At 68.9% G+C, this 18,302-nt stretch carries 18 protein-coding genes; 6 read left to right on the forward strand and 12 right to left on the reverse strand.

The features are described 5' to 3' along the window. Nucleotides 1-148: 148 nt before the first annotated feature. The 3 genes from pyrF to KBZ19_RS11845 are packed head-to-tail and all read right to left on the reverse strand — an operon-like array spanning nucleotide 149 to nucleotide 2,589. Nucleotides 149-910: an orotidine-5'-phosphate decarboxylase gene (gene pyrF / locus KBZ19_RS11835; protein ID WP_255101075.1), complete on the reverse strand. Its 762-nt coding sequence runs from the start codon at nucleotides 908-910 to the stop codon at nucleotides 149-151. Beyond that, nucleotides 910-2,214, reverse strand: coding sequence for a tyrosine--tRNA ligase (tyrS, locus tag KBZ19_RS11840; RefSeq protein WP_255101076.1), 1,305 nt, complete (start codon nucleotides 2,212-2,214; stop codon nucleotides 910-912). Before tyrS ends, pyrF begins: the two co-directional genes overlap by 1 nt. A gap of 51 nt (nucleotides 2,215-2,265) precedes the next feature. Continuing rightward, a complete protein-coding gene (locus KBZ19_RS11845; RefSeq protein ID WP_094512806.1) occupies nucleotides 2,266-2,589 on the reverse strand; it encodes a DUF1825 family protein in 324 nt (107 codons plus the stop codon). A gap of 132 nt (nucleotides 2,590-2,721) precedes the next feature. On the opposite strand from KBZ19_RS11845, the gene KBZ19_RS11850 reads away from it, so the two are divergent. The 4 genes from KBZ19_RS11850 to KBZ19_RS11865 are packed head-to-tail and all read left to right on the forward strand — an operon-like array spanning nucleotide 2,722 to nucleotide 5,887. After that, complete coding sequence (locus tag KBZ19_RS11850; RefSeq protein WP_255101077.1) at nucleotides 2,722-3,456, forward strand: hypothetical protein; 735 nt, start codon at nucleotides 2,722-2,724, stop codon at nucleotides 3,454-3,456. Nucleotides 3,457-3,458: 2 nt separating this feature from the next. Beyond that, a complete protein-coding gene (locus tag KBZ19_RS11855; RefSeq protein ID WP_255101078.1) occupies nucleotides 3,459-4,070 on the forward strand; it encodes a GIY-YIG nuclease family protein in 612 nt (203 codons plus the stop codon). Nucleotides 4,071-4,129: 59 nt separating this feature from the next. Then, nucleotides 4,130-5,608: a leucyl aminopeptidase gene (locus KBZ19_RS11860; RefSeq protein WP_255101079.1), complete on the forward strand. Its 1,479-nt coding sequence runs from the start codon at nucleotides 4,130-4,132 to the stop codon at nucleotides 5,606-5,608. 30 nt (nucleotides 5,609-5,638) lie between these two features. Further along, a complete protein-coding gene (locus KBZ19_RS11865; RefSeq protein ID WP_094512679.1) occupies nucleotides 5,639-5,887 on the forward strand; it encodes a hypothetical protein in 249 nt (82 codons plus the stop codon). A 228-nt stretch (nucleotides 5,888-6,115) separates the two neighbouring features. On the opposite strand, the gene KBZ19_RS11870 is transcribed toward KBZ19_RS11865, so the two are convergent. From KBZ19_RS11870 to KBZ19_RS11910, 9 genes are all read right to left on the reverse strand, one after another. Further along, nucleotides 6,116-6,304 (reverse strand): hypothetical protein, encoded by a 189-nt coding sequence (locus KBZ19_RS11870; protein WP_255101080.1) that lies wholly within the window; start codon nucleotides 6,302-6,304, stop codon nucleotides 6,116-6,118. A 79-nt stretch (nucleotides 6,305-6,383) separates the two neighbouring features. Then, nucleotides 6,384-7,064, reverse strand: a complete 681-nt coding sequence (msrA, locus tag KBZ19_RS11875) for a peptide-methionine (S)-S-oxide reductase MsrA (protein ID WP_255101081.1) — start codon at nucleotides 7,062-7,064, stop codon at nucleotides 6,384-6,386. Continuing rightward, nucleotides 7,061-8,287, reverse strand: coding sequence for a lipid-A-disaccharide synthase (gene lpxB / locus KBZ19_RS11880; RefSeq protein WP_094512682.1), 1,227 nt, complete (start codon nucleotides 8,285-8,287; stop codon nucleotides 7,061-7,063). Before lpxB ends, msrA begins: the two co-directional genes overlap by 4 nt. After that, nucleotides 8,287-9,108, reverse strand: coding sequence for an acyl-ACP--UDP-N-acetylglucosamine O-acyltransferase (lpxA, locus tag KBZ19_RS11885; protein ID WP_094512683.1), 822 nt, complete (start codon nucleotides 9,106-9,108; stop codon nucleotides 8,287-8,289). Before lpxA ends, lpxB begins: the two co-directional genes overlap by 1 nt. A 4-nt stretch (nucleotides 9,109-9,112) precedes the next feature. After that, on the reverse strand, nucleotides 9,113-9,586 hold the full coding sequence (gene fabZ / locus KBZ19_RS11890; protein WP_369803020.1) for a 3-hydroxyacyl-ACP dehydratase FabZ: 474 nt from the start codon (nucleotides 9,584-9,586) through the stop codon (nucleotides 9,113-9,115). Continuing rightward, nucleotides 9,579-10,430, reverse strand: coding sequence for a UDP-3-O-acyl-N-acetylglucosamine deacetylase (gene lpxC / locus KBZ19_RS11895; RefSeq protein WP_094512684.1), 852 nt, complete (start codon nucleotides 10,428-10,430; stop codon nucleotides 9,579-9,581). The genes fabZ and lpxC overlap by 8 nt, the downstream gene beginning before the upstream one ends. Beyond that, nucleotides 10,430-12,823 (reverse strand): BamA/TamA family outer membrane protein, encoded by a 2,394-nt coding sequence (locus KBZ19_RS11900; protein ID WP_255101082.1) that lies wholly within the window; start codon nucleotides 12,821-12,823, stop codon nucleotides 10,430-10,432. Before KBZ19_RS11900 ends, lpxC begins: the two co-directional genes overlap by 1 nt. Nucleotides 12,824-12,866: 43 nt before the next feature. Next, nucleotides 12,867-13,622, reverse strand: a complete 756-nt coding sequence (gene purC / locus KBZ19_RS11905; protein ID WP_255101083.1) for a phosphoribosylaminoimidazolesuccinocarboxamide synthase — start codon at nucleotides 13,620-13,622, stop codon at nucleotides 12,867-12,869. Then, nucleotides 13,619-14,743, reverse strand: coding sequence for a hypothetical protein (locus KBZ19_RS11910; protein ID WP_255101084.1), 1,125 nt, complete (start codon nucleotides 14,741-14,743; stop codon nucleotides 13,619-13,621). The genes purC and KBZ19_RS11910 overlap by 4 nt, the downstream gene beginning before the upstream one ends. Before the next feature lie 59 nt (nucleotides 14,744-14,802). On the opposite strand from KBZ19_RS11910, the gene purD reads away from it, so the two are divergent. Continuing rightward, complete coding sequence (gene purD, locus KBZ19_RS11915; protein WP_255101085.1) at nucleotides 14,803-16,113, forward strand: phosphoribosylamine--glycine ligase; 1,311 nt, start codon at nucleotides 14,803-14,805, stop codon at nucleotides 16,111-16,113. A gap of 140 nt (nucleotides 16,114-16,253) precedes the next feature. Beyond that, a complete protein-coding gene (nblS, locus tag KBZ19_RS11920) occupies nucleotides 16,254-18,290 on the forward strand; it encodes a two-component system sensor histidine kinase NblS (protein ID WP_255101152.1) in 2,037 nt (678 codons plus the stop codon). Nucleotides 18,291-18,302: the final 12 nt, after the last annotated feature.

Consider the following 18,302-nt stretch of genomic DNA (forward strand, 5'->3'; position numbering starts at 1 on the left):
CGGGCCGGCGGGATCAGCGGCTGGCGGAGCAGGGGAAAACGGGACCCGCTCCTGGCGGGCTGGGCGGGTGGTCTGCGGGGCAGCCGGCGGCAGTGGGTCTGGTGTGGGCCGCTGGGCCAGGCCAAGCCTCAGACAGCGGGGCGGTGGCTCAGGGCGCTGCGGTCAGTTCGGCGCAACAGGCCGCGAACGCCGCCGCCGGATCGGCTGCTGCCGTGATCGGCCGGCCGATCACCAGCTGGCTGGCACCAGCGGCGATCGCCTGGGCCGGCGTGAGCACGCGGGCCTGGTCGCCCGTGGCGGCGCCGACGGGGCGGATGCCCGGGGTCACCAGGGCGAAGGGCAGTGGATGCCGCGCGCGTAGCTCGGCCACCTCCAGCGGTGAGCACACGGCACCGCGCAGCCCGGCGGCAGCCGCCAGGGCCGCCAGGTCGCTCACGTGGGCGGCCATCGCCACTGGAACCTGCAGTTCGGCGGCGAAGCGGTCGGCCTCCCAGCTGGTGAGCACAGTGACCGCCAGCAGGGTGGGCGGAGCCATGCCCTGGGCAGCAGCACCCTGCTCCGCCGCCGCCTGGGCCGCCGCCAGAGCCCGGCGACCGGCGCTGGCATGCACGGTGATCAGCTCGGCACCCAGAGCGGCGGCGCTGTGGCAGGCGCCAGCCATGGTGGCGGGGATGTCGTGGAACTTCAGATCCAGAAACAGGCGCAGGCCACACCGGCGCAGCTCGCGCACCACCTCCGGCCCGGCGGCGGTGAACAGCTCCAGGCCCACCTTCACCCAGCGCAGCTCCGGAATCGAGGCGGCCAATGCCAGGGCGCTGCCGGCATCGGGCCGGTCAAGGGCCACGATGATCCGCTCTGCAGGATCGGCCAACGCCGTGGTGCCCACCGTGGTTCGCACTGTGGTGGCCATCAGGGCACCAGCCGCCGGAAGGTCTTCTTGCCGAGCTGCAGCACCTTGCCGTCCAGCTCCGCCGGGCTGCTGAATTCCAGGTTGGGATCGCTCAGCTTCTCGCCATCCAGCTTCACGCCGCCCCCCTGGATCTGGCGCCGTCCTTCACTGCTGCTGGCGCAGACCCCGATGGCACTGAGCAGGAAAAAGGCCTTGGCGGGAAAGTTCACCGACGCCAGTGACGCCTCCAGCACCTCGACAGCCTCGGCACGGGGCGAGCCGCCTGCTTCACCATCGAGCCCGGGGTTCCGCCCTGCCCCCACTCCCACCAGTCCGGCGGCATCGGCCTGGGCCTGCAACGCCGCCTGCTGGCCATGGCGTGTGGCGGTCACCTCCAGGGCCATCGCCTTCTGGCGCTCCCGCGGATTGGCCGGCAGCGCCTCGAGCTCGAGATCCGTGAGCAGGGTGAGGTAGGCGTTCACCGCGGCGTCGGGCACCTTCTCCAGCTTTGAATACATCGAGAGCGGGTCGTCCTGGAGCCCCACGGTGTTGCCCAGGCTCTTGCTCATCTTCTGCACACCATCGAGCCCCGGCAGGATCGGCAGCAGCAGGCCGAACTGGGGCGGCTGGCCGAAGTGGCGCTGCAGATCGCGGCCCATGGCCACATTGAACTTCTGATCGGTGCCGCCCAGCTCCAGGTCGGAGCGCACCGCCACTGAGTCATAGCCCTGCAGCAGCGGGTACAGGAACTCATGCAGGGCGATCGGCGTGCCGCCGCCATAGCGCTTGGAGAAGTCGTCCTTGGCGAGCATCTGTCCCACGGTGCTGGTACCCAGCAGCTCGATCACCTGTGGCAGATCCAGGGCCGCCAACCACTCGCTGTTGCGGCGCACCTCCAGCCGGCCGGGGGTTTCGAAGTCGAGCAGGGCGCGCTGCCGCGGCTGTCCCTGGCCCAGCTGCTCCAGATAGGTGGTGGCATGGGCGGCCACTGCCTCGGCGCTGAGCTGCACGCGGGTGGCGCTCTTGCCGGTGGGATCACCGATGCGGGCGGTGAAGTCGCCGATGATCAGCACGGCGGTGTGGCCAGCGTCCTGGAAGGCCCGCAGCTTGCGGAACAGCAGGCTGTGCCCCAGATGGATGTCGGAGCCGGTGGGATCGATGCCGAGCTTGATGCGCAGCGGCCTGTCCTCCCGCTCGGCTTCCGCCAGGCGCGCGGCCAGGGAGGTGGCGCTGCCGGCCAACGGACCCGCCTCGTGCGGAAAGAGATCCGCCAGGCCCCGGCTCAGCCATGCCGGCACGTCCGGCCACACCTGCGCCTGCCCCATCCGTTCACCCCACCCGTGCCACGACCCATCGCGGCGGATCGTAGGCAGGCGTCAGCAGGACGAGCTCAGCTCGCTCTTCATGCGCTCGAGCGTGAGATGCATCTGGCTGAACATCTGCTCAGGCGTCATGCCGAACTGGCCCAGCTGCGTGCGCAGCTGCTCGACCGTGAGCTTGGCCTGGAAATCCTCAGAGAGCTCGAAGCGCTTCATGAACACCCGGTAGCGGTCCATCAGCTCCTCCATCCGCTCGATGAAGAGCTTCTTGCCCTCGCGGTCGAACTTGCCGTAGTCGGAGCCCAGCTGGGTGAGCTGCTGGTAATCGGTGAACAGGCGCCGGGCTTCGTCCTGCACGATCTCGGATTCAAAGAAGCCCATCAAGCTGCCGAACACAGAGCGATCGGAACGATTCTGCGGCGCCTGCCTGTCTGCCGGTGAGTACGGATTGACGTATCGACCGCCCCCTGCCGCTAACTTCGGCCCAGTCCGTCGTGGCTGAAGGGGGCCGCCATGGCCAGAGGGCACTGGTTGGATCCACTGGCGCGCCGCCTGCTGATCGCCACGGGGCAGATTGCGCCGCCACCACCACCGCTTCGTCGTGAGCCGGCGTCATCGAACGCCGCAACAGATACGGCCGGGGCCGGTGGCGGCCATGAGCCTGTCGGGGCCGACGTGGCCGTGGAACGGGAGCTGCTGGCCTTGAAGCTGAAGCAGAACCCTGGCCTGCGGCTGCGGGATGCCGCCCAGGTGCGCCACGCCGCCGCCCTGGGCTGGCGGTTGGATGTGAACCGCGCCACCCCCGCCGACTGGCTGCGGCTGCCCGGCTGTGAGCCGCACCAGGTGGATCTGCTCTTGCGTCTGCAGGCCGGCGGTGTGCAGCTCAGCGGTGAGGACGACCTGCAACGGTTGCTGGGCCTCAGCGACGCCCAGCTGCAGTGCTGGCTGCCACTGCTGGAGTTCCGCTGGTATGGGGAGCCCGCGCCGCTGCGGCCGGTGCCGCTGGATGTGAACCGCTGCAGCGTCGAACAGCTGCAGGCGCGGCTGCTGCTTGATCCCCCGCGTTGCCAGCGTCTGGTGCGCGAACGGGGGCGGGGGCCCTTTCAGGATCTCGCCGATCTGCAGCAACGGCTGCAACTGCCCCCCCACCTGGTGGAGGCCCTGATCGGCAAGGTGAGTTTCGGCCGGGGGCCGGTGGGGCCGGATCTGCCACGGCCGACACCGGCGCCACAGCGGCAGCGGCCCTGAGCATGGGCCTGCCGCGCCAGGGCCAGCTCAACCTGTTCGGCGCCGGGCCGGCGTCCGCCGCCGGCGACCACGTTCCCACGGCTCTGCCGTTGGCGCGCCATCAACTGCTGCGCTGGCAGCAGGGCCTGGCCGACTTTCAGCGTCCCCTGCACGGCAGCGGGGCCGGTGTGGCGCAGCGCTCGCTGTTCGGAGCCGGCGGGACCGATGCCGCCGCCGCGCAGGCTGCCGTCTTCGATCCACTGGCGCTGGCACCGCTCAACCTGCAGTTCTGGCGCTGGCCCGAGCCGCCGCAGCAGGGGGCGGCTCTGTATGTGGTGATGGACCGCCAACCCCAGCTGGAGCACCCCCTGCTGCTGTACGTGGGCGAAACCGGCTGCGCAGATCGTCGCTGGAAAGGCGACCACGACTGCAAGACCTACCTGGCGGCCTACGACGAAGCCCTGCGCCGCTGCGGGCTCGCCAGCGGGCTGAGCATCCGCTTCTGCAGCGACGTCCCCGGGGCAGTCAGGCCGCGCCGGGCCCTGGAGCAGGCGCTGATCCGCCGTTGGCAGCCCCCTTTCAACAAGGAAACGCGGCAGCGCTGGGCCACCCCCTTCACCGCCGATCCGGCCTGAGCGCCAGCGGGGAGTCCGGGGCGGCATGGCTACGATCGCGCCTCCAAGGTTGACGCTCCATGGAGTTCCGCACCAGCCCCACCGCCTTCACGCAGTGGGAAGGCGACACCCTGGCGGTGGGAGTGCTGCAGGGGGATCCCGCCGGTTGGCTGCCGCTCCTGTCAGCCAGCTTCAGCCTCGACCTGCCCGCGCTGCTGGAGAAGCGACGCTTCAAGAGCAAACCCGGCGACTGCCTGACCCTGCATCTGCCCGCCCACACCCCCAGCCTGCTGGTGCTGGTGGGGCTGGGGGAGGCTGGCAGCCTCGACGGCGCCGCCCTGCGCAGCGCCGCAGCCGTCAGCGCCAAGGCCGCCGCCGCCGCCGGGGGCGCGCTGGGCCTGCTCCTTCCCATCGAGGGCCTTGATCCCGCCGCGGCCGCCACGGCCATCGCCGAAGCGGTGCGGCTGAGCCTCTACAAGGATCAACGCTTCAAGAGCGAGGCAGAGCCCCAGCCGCTGCCGGAGAGCGTCACCCTGCTGGGCCTGCCGGAAGCGGCCGTTGCTGGCCTGAGCGCCGTGGCCGCCACCTGCGCCGGTGTGGAGCTGGCCCGCGAGCTGGTGGCCGCCCCGCCCAATGCGGTCACCCCCCAGGCCCTGGCCGACACCGCCGCCAGCATCGCCACCGACTTCGGCCTGGAGCTGAAGGTGCTGGAGCGCGACGACTGCGAAGCGCTCGGCATGGGGGCCTACCTGGGCGTGGCACAGGGCTCGGATCTGCCGCCGAAGTTCATCCACCTCACCTATCGCCCCGCCGGGGGCTCCAGCCGACGGCTGGTGTTGATCGGCAAGGGGCTCACGTTCGATTCGGGCGGCTACAACCTCAAAACCGCCGGCTCCCAGATCGAGATGATGAAGTACGACATGGGCGGCAGCGCGGCGGTGCTGGGTGCGGCGCGGGCCATCGCCGAGCTCAAGCCGGCGGATGTGGAGGTGCACGTGATCGTGGCCGCCTGCGAAAACATGATCAGCGGCAACGCCATCCACCCCGGCGACATCCTCACCGCCTCCAACGGGAAGACCATCGAAATCAACAACACCGATGCCGAAGGGCGGCTCACCCTGGCCGATGCCCTGGTGTACGCCTGCAACCTCGAACCGGATGCGGTGGTGGATCTGGCCACGCTCACCGGTGCCTGCGTGATCGCCCTGGGCGAGGAGATCGCCGGACTCTGGTCCGTCAGCGACACGCTGGCGGCGGCCCTGGTGGACGCCGGTCAGCAGGGCGGCGAGCTGTTCTGGCGCATGCCGCTGCATGCCGCCTACAAGCAGGGCCTGAAAAGCCCGGTGGCGGATCTCAAGAACACTGGGCCACGGCCGGGAGGGTCGATCACGGCGGCCCTGTTCCTCAAGGATTTCGTCACGCCCGATCTCCCCTGGGCCCATCTCGACATCGCCGGAACCGTGTGGAGCGACAAGGGCCGGGGGCTCGACCCCGCCGGTGCCACCGGCTTCGGCGTGCGCACCCTGGTGAACTGGGTGTGCCTCGGGGGCCCGGCTTAGGGTTGTCCACTGACGCCGCTTGCCGACGCCATGGCCGCCAAGAAGATCCGCTGGTACATCCGCGCGCAACTGGGCGTGCTGCTGTTGCCGCTGGGCCTCTGCCTGGTGGGTGAAGCGATCAGCCGGCGCACGGTGCAGCAGGTGGCGCTGCTGGTGAAAGCGCCGGCCACCGGCCCCTGGTTCTGGTACGGCGCCCTGGGGCTGATCTGTGTGACCGCGGGTGTGGGCCTGATGGTGGAGAGCGGCTTGTTGAGCGGCTACCCCCGCCAGGCCCGGTAGACCTGCCTGTCTGTTCATCAGGTCAGAGGCGGAGCGGCCATACAGAGGCTGAACAGCACGGACTGAGCAGCACGACGCAGGCGGTGTGTCCATGGACCCAACCCTGGGAGCCCTTTGAGGACTGGTCCGAACGGGTGCTGCATCGTTTCGGCGCGGAGCTGTTCCGGTTGCTCCCCTGCCAAGATCCGCTGGATCGCTGCAGTGCTGGAACCTCGTGGTGGTGGCGCCTCAGGCGGCCGCCACCGGTGCCACGCCGCTCAGCAGCATGGCTGGGGACTCCAACTCGTGGATCTGCCAGCGGGCCCGGTCGCCGAAGCTCATCAACAGGCGGTCGAGATCGTCGACCGCCTGTTTCGGGCTTTCGTAGGGGCCGATGTGGCGGGTGGCCAGGCCGTCCTTGATCGTCAGCAGATACATACAGGCACCGACATGTCGCCTGCAGTCAACGTAAGCAGGCGGCCCGCTTCTGGGAAGGGCTGAAACCCCCACCGGGGTGTCAGGGGGAACGCCAGGGCGTGCCGCTGCGGGCGGCCTTGCCCCAACGCTCGTCGAGGCGCCGGTCACGGCCGCACGACCAGCGGTAATAGGAGTACTTCGCCTTGTTGCGTTCCGCGTAATTCTGGTGATAGCTCTCGGCGGGCCAGAAGCGCTGCAGCGGCCGCACCGGCACCCGCAGCTCAGCGGGCTTGCGCTTCAGTTCGCGGGCGGCCGCGGCCTGGCTGGCACGGGCCTGCTGTTCCTGACGGGCACCGCGCACGAAGATGGCCGGCTGATACGACGAGCCGCGATCGCAGAACTGGCCGCCCCCATCCAGCGGATCCACGTTGCGCCAGAAGGAGCGCAGCAGCGCCGGATAGCTGATCCGGTCGGCGTCGAAGCGCACCAGCACGGCTTCGAGGTGCCCAGTGCCACCGGCCGACACCTGCTTGTAGGTGGGGTTGGCCTGGGCACCGCCGCTGTAGCCGCTCACCGCATCGAGCACACCGGGGAGCTGCTCGAGGTCGTGCTCCAGGCACCAGAAGCAGCCACCGGCGAGCACCGCCTCCTCCACCGCCGCCTGCGCGGGCGGAACGGCGGCGATCAGCAGGGTGACCACCAGCAGCAGCGGTGCCAGCCAGTGGTGCCAGGGGCGCTGCAGCGGGCTCCGCGAGGGCGGGGGGGAAGGGAGCGGGTTCATGCCGGTTCAGGAACGCTGCGGGCGGTGGCGGCGCCGTGGGTGGCCGCCGCAGCGATCTGATCCAGGATGGCCGCCGCCGCTCTGCGTGTGACGCCCGGCTCGCCCAGGATCCCCCGCAGGCGGCTGTAGCCGTCCAGCATCCGCTGCCGCTCGGGGCCCTGCTCCAGCAGCGGCAAGGCCTCCGCCACGATCGTGTCGGCGGTGAGGTCGTTCTGCAGCAGTTCCGGCAGCAGCCGTTCCCCCAGCAGGAGGTTCACCGGGGAGATGTGGGGAACGTTGAAGCCCAGCAGCCGCTTGGCGATGAAGGCGGTGGGCCGGCTGAGTCGGTAGCCCACCACCTGGGGGACCCCCCGCAGCGCCATCTCCAGGTTCACCGTTCCCGACTTGGTGAAGGCCAGGGTGGCGGCGGCACACAGGGTGGGCTTGAGCGCGTCGCAGCGGGCGGCCGGCACCACGGTGGCCTCCACGCCCGCAGCCGCCAGGCGGCTGGCCAGGGGTTGCTCGAAGCTGGGCAGGCCGGCCGGAACGATCACCTTGAGGCTGGGGCGCAACTGCTGCAGCCTTGCTGCGGCGGCGGCCAGGGGCGGCAGCAGGTAGCGCAACTCCTGGGGCCGGGAGGCCGGCATCAGCAGCAGCAGGGGCTGGTCCGGGGTGAGACCCAGCTCGCGCCTGGCCTCGGCCGGATCGGGCTGTTCGGTGAGCGTGTCCACCAGCGGATGGCCCACCCAGGTGACGTCCGCGCCGCGGGCGGCGTAGAAGCTGGCTTCCTGGGGAAAGATGGCCAGGATCCGGTCGGTGAAGCCGATCAGGCGCGTGGTGCCGCCATCGCCGAAGCGGAAGGCCCACTCCTGCGGCGCGATGTAGTAGGTGATCGGCACCCAGGGGTAGTCGCGGCGGATGCGCAGGCCCAGATTCACATTGGCGCCCATGTAATCGATCAGCACCAGCCCATCGGGCGGCGACTGGCGCAGCCATTGGCCCACCTTGCGCTGCAGGCGCAGGGTGGGGAGCACCAGGGGCAGGGCTTCCCAGAGTCCGATCGCCCCCATCGGCGCCGTGTTGGCGATCAGCCGGGCGCCGGCACGCTCCATCCGCTCGCCGCCCAAGGCCACGATCTCCAGCGGCAGGTGGCGGCGTTCCGCCTCCGCATGCAGCGCCTGGATCAACAGCCCCCCCTGCAGATCACCCGACACCTCGCCGGTGCTGATCAGCAACCGCGCCATCAGCGCTGCGGCGGCAATGGGCCGCGGCGCCCGGGCGCAATCGAGGCCTCGAGGAAGCTGCACAGCTCCTCGGCTGCCGGCAGCAGGTGCTGCTGACGCAATTGCCGCAGCGCCTCCATCAGCACCTCATCGCCGCGGTAGAGGCGGTCCCACACCTCCCGCAACTGGCGCAGCTCGGCGCCGTCCTCGCGGTCGGCAAGGCCGCTGCGGCGCAGGCCGATGCGGTTGAGGCCCCGTAGCCGGCCCGGGTGCCCTTCCACGATCGCGAAGGGGGGTACGTCGCGATCGATGCGGCTCATGCCACCCACCATCGCCAGCTTGCCGATGTGCACGAACTGGTGGATGCCCAGCACGCCACCGATCACGGCCCGATCACCGATCACCACATGGCCGGCGATCGCCACCCCATTCGCCACCACGATTCGGTCGCCCAGTTCGCAGTTGTGGCCCACGTGGCTGTAAGCCATCAACAGGTTGCCGCTGCCGATGCGGGTCTGCTCGCCGGCGGCGGTGGCCCGATTGATCGTGACGCATTCACGAAACGCGTTGTCGTCCCCGATCACCACCTCGGTGTCAGCGCCGTTGTACTTGAGATCCTGGGGCTCGAGGCCGATGCAGGCTCCCGGAAACACCCGGTTGCGCGCGCCCATCGTGACCCGGCCATCGATCACCACGTGTGGGCCGATGGTGCTGCCCGCACCGATCTGGACATCGGGACCGATCACGGCGAACGGGCCGATCGCCACCCCTTCGGCCAGCCGGGCGCGGGGATCCACCAGAGCACTGGGATGGATCTTGGTCGTCACGGCGGAGCTCGTCATTCCCTCAGTCCACCAAAGAGAACATGAGTTCCCCTGAACACACCAGGTCTCCATCGACGGTGACGGTCCCCTTCACTTTGCCGAAGCGCTTGCGTTTGAGGGCGATCAGCTCGCAGGTGATCCGCAACTGATCACCCGGCACCACCGGACGTCGGAAGCGCACACCATCGATACCGGCGAACACGAACAGCCCCTTGGGAAGTTCAGGCATCTGGCTGATGATCAGCCCCCCCACCTGGGCCATCGCTTCAACGATCAGCACACCGGGCATCAGTGGGCGGCCGGGGAAATGCCCCTGGAACTGGGGCTCGTTGAGGGTGACGTTCTTGATCGCCACGGCGCGCACGCCCATCTCCTGCTCGATCACCCGATCGACGAGGGCGAAGGGGTAGCGATGCGGCAGCAGGTTGAGAATCTGCTCGCTCGTCAGCAGCGAGGTCTCGGGGGGAGAGAAGACGGACAAGGGAGCGTCAGGCAGTTCGGGGGAGGGAGGCCAGGGCGCCCGCCAGTGCCGTGTGCAGGCCGTGGGACCCGCGGAAGGCGAACACCTGGGCCATGGGCAAGCCCACCAGCGCCAGATCCCCCAGCAAGTCCAAGAGCTTATGGCGCACTGGTTCATCGCTGAAGCGCAGCGGAGGGTTCACCCAGCCCTCGCCATCGCAGACCAGGGCGTTGTCAAGGGCGCCTCCCTGGATCAGTCCGGCGGCGCGCAACTGTTCGATCTGCTCGAGGAAGCCGAAGGTGCGGGCGGGGGCGATCTCGGCCACGAACCGCGGTGGGGTGAGTTCAAGAGTGAACAATTGCTGGCCGATGGCCGCCTGGGGATAGGCCACAGCGGCGCTGAGGCGCGGCTGCTCGCTGGGCAGGGCCACAGCGAAGCTCACGCCCTGCTGGACGGTGAGCGGTGCTGCCAGGGTCTGCAGCGGCTCCCGCTCGCCGATCTCGTGCAGGCCCGCCGTCGCAATCGCCTCCACCCAGGGCAGGCCGGAGCCATCGAGTAGCGGGATTTCTTCCCCCTCAACCAGGATGTCCACGTGACTCAGTCCCGTGCCCACCAGCGCTGCCAGTAGGTGTTCCACGGTGGCCAGGCGGCCCTGATCGAAGCGCAGCGCCGTGCATAGACGTGTGTCGGCCACCTGGCGGGGGTGGAGAGGCACTGGAGGTTGGCTGGGCTGATCCAGCCAGCCCACCGCGAACCCCGGGCGCTCGGTGGGCTCCAGGCGCACCCGTGCCACCGCACCACTGTGCAGGCCCACACCGGTGATCTCGACCGGGGAAGCCAGCGTCCAGGCACGGGCATAGTCCGCCGGCCACGGGCTCATCAGAACTTCCAGCCCACGCCGAGGTTGAAACGCCACTCGCCGGTGAAATCACGGCTGGCAACCTCCAGGCGCAGGGGCCCCACCGGTGTGGTCACGATCAGGCCGGTGCCCACCGAGAAGCCACTGCCGGGTTTGCCCAGCAGCCCACCGGGGTTGCCCGGCACGTTCGCCTGGGTACCGAAGGTGGTGCCGCCATCGATGAACAGCTCACCACTCACCACGCTGAACAGCGGGAAGCGGTACTCGATCGTGGCTTCACCAAAGCTGCGCCCCACCCCGAGGTCACAGTCGAAAAAGCCCCGCACCGAATTGGAGCCGCCCAGGCAGAAGGCTTCATAAGGGGGCAGCGAACCGATCGTGGAACCGGCGGACACCTGGAAGGCCAGAGCCTGCTTGCAGTCGAAGGGCTCACCTGGACGGGGTCGGCAACCCTTGTAGAACCTCAGCCAGTTGACCGGGATGAAGTGGGAGTAGCTGCCCCGGACCCGGTTGAAGGTGGGGGAATCGGGGCCCACCGATACGAACTGTTCGGTGCTCAGAGAGAGAAAGTTGCCGTCGGTTGGGTTACGGGGATCGTTGAGGGTGTTGCGAGTGGCGGCGAAGCGGATACCCACCAGCTGGTTGGTGGTGGCACAGTTGAAGGCGATGCAGATGACGTCTTCGGTGGGGGCACTGCGGCCGTTGAAGTTGTTGGTACTCACGCCGAAAGGCATGGACGTACCGCCGAAGTTGATCGGCCGCACCTCCTGGACGCTGGCACCCACCACGACGCTCCAGGTGGCCCGCTTGAAGGGATCGCCGCCGTTGAGCGGACGGGCGAACTGGAAGTTGCCGCCGATGCGCTGCAACACCACCGAGTTGCCGTCAAAGTCGAACCAGCTCGTCTCGGGGAAGGCGTTCTCAGCGGAATCCACCGAGTTGAAGCTGCGGTCGGCGGGGTTATTGGAATCGTTGATGTTGAAGGCCACATCGGTGCCCGGCGCCTTGTAGAAGTCGGAGGCGGTGTTGATGTTGCCGCCGTCCTGCGACTGGAAGATCTGGGGCACGTCGCGGCTGACAAACAGTCGGGCGCGAAACGCGGTGCGGAACCGGTCGCCCTTGATCCAGGGATCGGTGAAGGAGAGATCGGTGAGGGCGCCGAACTGGCCGTAGGTGAAGTTCAGCGCCAGGTCCCAGGCACGGCCAAGCAGGTTGCTGTCCTGCAACTGCACCTGACCGAACACCCCCTGGCTCTGGCTGTAGCCGAGGCCGCCGGAGAGTGAACCGGTGGACTGCTCCACGATCCCGAGCACGATCACCACTTCGCCGGGCTGGGCCGGCACCGGCCGCAGGGTCACCTTGATGTCACCGAACAGGCCGGTGCCATAGAGGCGTTTGATGTCGTCTTCCAGCTGGCGGCGGTTGAAGATCTCGCCCTGCTCGATCGAGATCTCCCGGGTGATCACCCATGGCTTGGTCTTGCCACGGATCAGCTCGTTCTTGTCGTTGGTGGCGGAACCCTCCTTGTTGAGGAACTGCACCTCCACGCCCTGCACGGTGCCTTCCCGCACCGTGAGCTCCACCACGCCCTCGGGGCTGACGCGGTTGGGGCCGGTGATCCGGGCCAGGGAGTAGCCCTGGTCGGCGTACCACTTCTGGAGCTCGTCGATGCGGCCCTTGAGCACATTGAGATTCAGGGTCTTGCCGTAATCGGGGGCGAAGGTCTCCTGAATCACCTGAGGCGGCAGCTTGGCCTTGGGCGTGTCCAGCGCCACCTGGGAGAGCACGGGGTTGGCCGTGGTGATCACCACCACCTGCACGCCCAGGGGGCCGTCCTTGGGCTGGATGCGCACATCGGAGAACCAGCCGCTGGCATAGATGGCCGACAGGTCGGTCTGCAGCTCAGAGCGGGTGACCCGGCTGCCGGGACGCACCGTCATGGCGTCGTAGACGGCGAGTTCAAGCCGCTCCCGCTCCGGGTGGCCGTCCAGGCCCTCCACCACCACCTCGCTGATCAATACGCGCGGTTCGCTGGGGGAGGCTGGCGGAGCAATCTCCGCCGCCGGGGCCGGAGTGGCAGAGGGAGCCTCGGCGGGTGCGGGCTGGGCGGCAGGGTCGGGGCTGGCCGGGGCTCCGGAGGCCGGTGGGGTGGCCTGAGCCTGGAGAACACCGGACGGAGCCTGCGGGTTCCCGGCCGTCGGTGCCAGAGCACCAGAGGTGGTTGCAGTTCTGGAAGTGGCCGGTGATGTGGCAGCAGCTGCAGCACCAGCAACCGGCTTGGCTTCAGTGCTGGCCGGTGCCAGCAAGGTGGCGCCGCCCAGCAGCGGCAGACTCAGGGCGAGGGCCACGGAGTTGGGGCGGCGCGCCAATACGGAGAGGAGATCGCCGGTGAGGGCGTTGCGGGGGACACCCATGGTTCTCCGGAAGAAGGCGGACGGGCCGCAAATTGGCGTGACCTTACCCGTAGACCCGGGGGGAAGGGCAAACCCCTTGGACCCGTTTGAGGACCTCCCCATAGGCCTCGATCACGCCGCCGAGGTCCTGGCGGAAGCGGTCCTTGTCCAGAATCCGGTCGCTGGCGTCCTCAGTGGCGAGGTCCCAGAGCCGGCAGGTGTCCGGGCTGATCTCATCGGCCACCACCAGCTGCTGGTCTGCCGTGAAGCCAAGCTCCAGCTTGAAATCCACCAGTTCGAGTCCTACGCCGGCGAACAACGGGCGGAGCACACCATTCACCCGGTGGGCGAGGGCCTCCAGATCGGCGCGCTGCTGCGCCGTGACCAGCGCCAGCCTCGCCAGCCGTGCCTCGCTCAGAAACGGATCGCCGTAGGCATCGTCCTTGTAATAAAGATCCAGCAGCGGTGGCTCCAGGGGGGTACCGGGCGCGATCGGCATCTCCCGGCAGAGGGAACCGGCCGCGCGGTTTCGGATCACCACCTCCAGGGGAATCACCGCCACGGGCCGCACCAGCATCCAGGAGCTGCCCTCCACACCCAGGTAGTGGGTGGGAACGCCGGCGGCCTCGAGCGCTTCGAACAGCAGCGCGGAGATGCGGCAGTTGAGGGCGCCCTTCCCCTGCAGCTGCGCTTTCTTCAGCGCATTGAAGGCAGTGGCGTCGTCCTTGTAGTCCACCGCCACCAGGTCGGGGTCCTGGGTGGCGAACACCCGCTTGGCCTTGCCCTCATACAGGAGCGCACCGATCGAAAAGGCCGTCATGGCAGGAGGGAGTTGGGTGGTGGGGTAGGGCTGGGTGCGGGTGCGGGGCTGGCGTGCCCACCGGCGGCCCGGGGGGAGCGCAGCTCACGTTCAAGAGCAGCGGCGCGTTGCTTCGCCTCGGGATTGGCGCGCTCCAGCAGCCATTCGCCATAGGCGTCGTCGATGCGACGGGCGAGCCTCAGGCGCCGATCGGCGGCCGCGCGCGGATCGGCACCGGCTGCGCGCTGCACGAACTGCTGTAGATCCAGCAGCTGCGCCGCCAGCCCCCAGGCCCCATCCGCAGCCGCCTGGTTGAGGGCCAGCTCCAGCAGGGCATTGCGCTCAGCCAGCGGCACCGCCACCAGCAAGATCACCGCCCGCTCCAGCCGCTCGGCCGCCACCGTGCCGGGCAGCCGTCCGGCCAGCAGCACCTCCGCCGCCTCCCGCGAGCGGCCCAGCACCTCCAGGTGGCCGGCGAGTACATCAAGGGCCGAGCGGGTGTCGAGACTGCCGTCTTCGCGTAGCCGCAGGGGCAGGGGCATCGTTTCGAGCTGGGCGACGCGGCCCGCCGCCAGCCGCCGCAGCGCCTCGGCGGCCCGGCGGTGATCGAGGGCGGCGTTGGCGGCGCGCCACTGCTGCACCAGCCACTGCTCCCGCTCGCGGCCCTGCCCGGGGCCGTAGCGGTCGAGCACGGTGAGCGCCGACTCTGGTGCCAGGCAGCTGATCAGGGCATTGGCATTGACCAGGATCACGGCGAAGGGCTGGGGCGCCGGGCGCATCGTCACCAGGCGCTCACGCAGCAGCCGCAGCCGGTCGCTGCGATCGAACCGGGCGGAGTCCTGACAGGCCCGCTCGAGGGCCGCGAAATCCTCGGAGCGCAGCGCAGCATCGAAGTCCTCGTCGGGCATTCCCGGCAGTACCCCAGGCCCCGGGACCGCAGGCGTCACCGGGGCCTGGGGCGTGGCCAGTTCTGCAGCCATCGGCGGAGCCTGGGCCGCCGGGGCAGCAGACCCGGGCTGGCGCTGGGCTGGGAGCGCAGTCTGAGCCTGGATGGGAACGTGGCCGGCGATGACCAACCCGGCCATCAGCAGCAGGGCAAGCCTTCGGCGGGGACCCACCGGCATGTAAAGAGGAAGGGTCACGGCAGGCGGCCACCGGGCCACAACCTAAGGGAACCGCCCCCCATCACCCGCTCCGCTCCATGTCCGCACCCCTGACCGATGGCCTGCCGTCTCCACGCCGGGTGCTGGTGGTGGGGGCGGGGGGCCGGGAGAACGCCCTGGGCTGGGCCCTGCGGCGCTGCCGCGGCGTGGAACGGGTGTGGGTAGCCCCGGGTAACGGCGGCACCGCCGGACAGGAGGGCTGCGAGCCGCTGCCGATCGCCGAGAGCGATGGGCCTGGGCTGGTCGCCGCCTGCCTGGAGCGGCAGGTGGATCTGGTGGTGGTGGGCCCGGAAGCACCCCTGGCCGCTGGCCTCGCCGACGAGCTGCGCGCCGCCGGACTGGCGGTGTTCGGTCCAGGGGCAGGCGGCGCCCAACTGGAGGCCAGCAAGCAATGGGCGAAGGCGCTGATGCAGGAGGCCGGCGTGCCCACGGCGGGCTACTGGGCCGCCACCAGCCGCGAGCAGGCGCTGCAGGCCCTGGAGTCCCATGGCCGGCCCCTGGTGGTGAAGGCCGATGGGCTGGCGGCCGGCAAAGGGGTGACGGTGGCCGACAGCCTTGAGGAGGCCCGTGCCGCGATCGAGGAGATCTTTGCGGGGCGCTTCGGCAGTGCCGGCGACGCCCTGGTGCTGGAGGAGCGCCTGAGCGGACCGGAGGTGTCGGTGTTCGCGCTCACCGACGGGGAGCGCATGGTGCTGCTGCCTCCCGCTCAGGACCACAAGCGCATCGGCGAAGGGGACACCGGCGCAAACACGGGCGGCATGGGGGCCTATGCGCCGGCCCCCCTGCTGGACGCTGCCGGGCTCGAGCTGGTGCGTCAGCAGGTGCTGCTGCCGATCCTGGCCACCCTGCGGGGCCGGGGCATCGATTACCGCGGCGTGATCTACGCGGGCCTGATGCTCACCGACGACGGACCGAAGGTGATCGAATTCAACTGCCGCTTCGGCGATCCCGAGTGCCAGACGCTGATGCCCCTGCTGGGCGATGAACTGGCCGAGGTGCTGATGGCCTGTGCCAGCGGCCGCCTTGATGCCGCCCCGCCGCTCACGATCTCGGGCCGCTGCAGCGCCTGCGTCGTGGCTGCCGCCGCCGGCTACCCCGGACCGGTGCGCAGCGGTGACGCGATCACCACCAGCCTTACGCCGGATCCGGATCTGCAGCTCTTCCATGCCGGTAGCCGGGCCGGCGCCGATGGTGTGTGCGTCACGGCAGGAGGTCGGGTGCTGGCGGTGGTGGCGCAGGCCGACGATTTCGATGCGGCCTTCGCCGCCGCTTACGGCGGCCTGGAGCAGGTGCACTTCGAAGGCCTCAGCTTCCGGCGTGACATCGGCCACCAGGTGCGCCGCCCCTAGGGTGCGTCTATCCGACGGTTCCGCGCGTGACCGCCGAGCTTCCGCCCTCTTCTGACCGGCCGGTGTCTGCCTCTCCAGCCTCCGCCCCGACCCCTCCGTCCCCTGCCCCCGCTCGCGGCGCCACCACTGGCGCGGCCGCCATCCCGCTCAGCTGGCAGCAGCGGCTCGGCCTGTGGTGGGCCGAATTCAGCCTGCAGACCAAGCTGCTGGCTGTGGCCACCCTGGTGGTGAGCCTGATGATGACCAGCATCACCTTCATCGCGCTCAACGGCATCCAACGCGATGCGCGCATGAGCGACACCCGCTTCGCCCGCGACCTGGGTCTGCTGCTGGCCGCGAACGTCACCCCGCTGGTGGCCGAAGCCAACGACCGCGAACTGGCGGCGGTGGCGGAGCGCTTCTGGCGCTCGAGCCGAAGCCTGCGTTACATCTTCTTCGCCGATCCCGATGGAGTGATCTACCTCGGCATCCCGATCGGCGGCAGCAACGGCAGCAGTGAACTGCTGCTCAGCCGCCGGCTTGAACTGCCCGCCGATCTGCAACGCCGTTCCCAGAATCCGCTGATCCGTCAGCACCTCAGCCCAGACGGCCAGGTGACCGATGTGTTCGTGCCGATGGTGAGCGAAGGGCGCTACCTCGGCGTGCTCGCGCTTGGTATCAATCCCAATGAAGCGGTGCTGGCCAGTGCGGCATTGACGCGGGAAGTCACCGTGGCGGTGTTCATCTCGATCTGGGTGCTGGTGATCCTCGGGGCAGTGTTCAACGCGCTCACGATCACCCGCCCGGTGAAGGAATTGCTGCGTGGCGTGCGGGCGATCGCCGGCGGTGATTTCCAGGCCCGCATCGCCCTGCCTGTGGGCGGCGAGCTGGGGGAACTGCTGAATGGTTTCAACGACATGGCCTCCCAGCTGGAGGTGTACGACGCCGCCAACATCGAGGAACTCACCGCCGCCCAGGTGAAACAGCAGACCCTGATCGCCAGCATGGCCGACGGCGCTGCCCTGCTCGATGGCGATGGTCAGATCGTGCTGGTGAATCCCACGGCCCGCCGCCTGTTCCGCTGGGAAGGCCGCAACCTGGAAGGCAGTGATCTCTGCAGCGAACTGCCAGATCTGCTGGCGATGGAACTGCAAGCCCCGCTTGATGGCTTGCTGGCCGGTGAGCGGGACAGCTGCGATGTGCGCTGCACGTTCGGCGAGCCGCCCCGCACCCTGCGCATCGTGCTGCAGAGCGTGCGTGATGCCAGCGGCGAAAGCCTGAAGGGGATTGCCATGACGATCCAGGACCTCACCCGGGAAGTGGAACTGAACGCCGCCCAGAGCCGCTTCATCAGCAATGTGTCGCATGAATTGCGCACGCCGCTGTTCAACATCAAGAGCTATGTGGAAACCCTCCACGACATGCGTGACCAGCTGAGTGAGGAGGAAACCCAGGAGTTCCTCGGCATCGCCAACGCTGAAACCGATCGTCTCACACGCCTCGTGAACGATGTTCTCGATCTGTCGAGGCTGGAATCCGACCGTACCTGGGTGCTGGAGCCGATTGAACTGCGCCCGGCGATCGAGCAGACCCTTCGCAATTACCGCCTCAATGCCGATGAGAAAGGGGTGACGCTGGCGATGGATGTGGACGCCCAGTTGCCCCGCGTACGTGGCAACTGGGACCTCCTGCTTCAGGTCTTCGACAACCTGGTGGGCAATGGGCTCAAGTTCACCCAGCCGGGTGGCTGCTTGAGGCTGCGCGCCTATCCGTGGCCTGATTCCTGCCACATCGACCTCTCCATCCCCGTCCATGACAAAGACAGCCTCAGCTGCGGTCTGTCTTCACCCCTGCCGCGGCTGCGGGTGGAGATCGCCGACACGGGAGCCGGCATCTCCCGCGAAGACCAGGCCCGGATCTTCGATCGCTTCTACCGGGTCGAGAATGCCGTGCACACCGAAGTGGGAACCGGTCTGGGGCTATCGATCGTGAGAGGCATCATTGAAAAGCACGGTAGCCGCATCCACATGGTGAGCGAACTGGGAGTTGGCACCACCTTCTGGTTCGATCTACCCCTGGAGCAAGCCGACAGCGATGAACTGGCGATTGCAGGCGAGCGAAGTAACGCAGCCGCCGCCACGTCTACATTCAGTGCTGCGTTCTCACAGCCATCACCACCCGCTGCCAGTGCTGCCTGAGATCTGGATCAG

The sequence above is a fragment of the Synechococcus sp. L2F genome (genome assembly GCF_024345695.1).
In the GTDB taxonomy this organism is placed as follows: Bacteria; Cyanobacteriota; Cyanobacteriia; order PCC-6307; family Cyanobiaceae; genus MW101C3.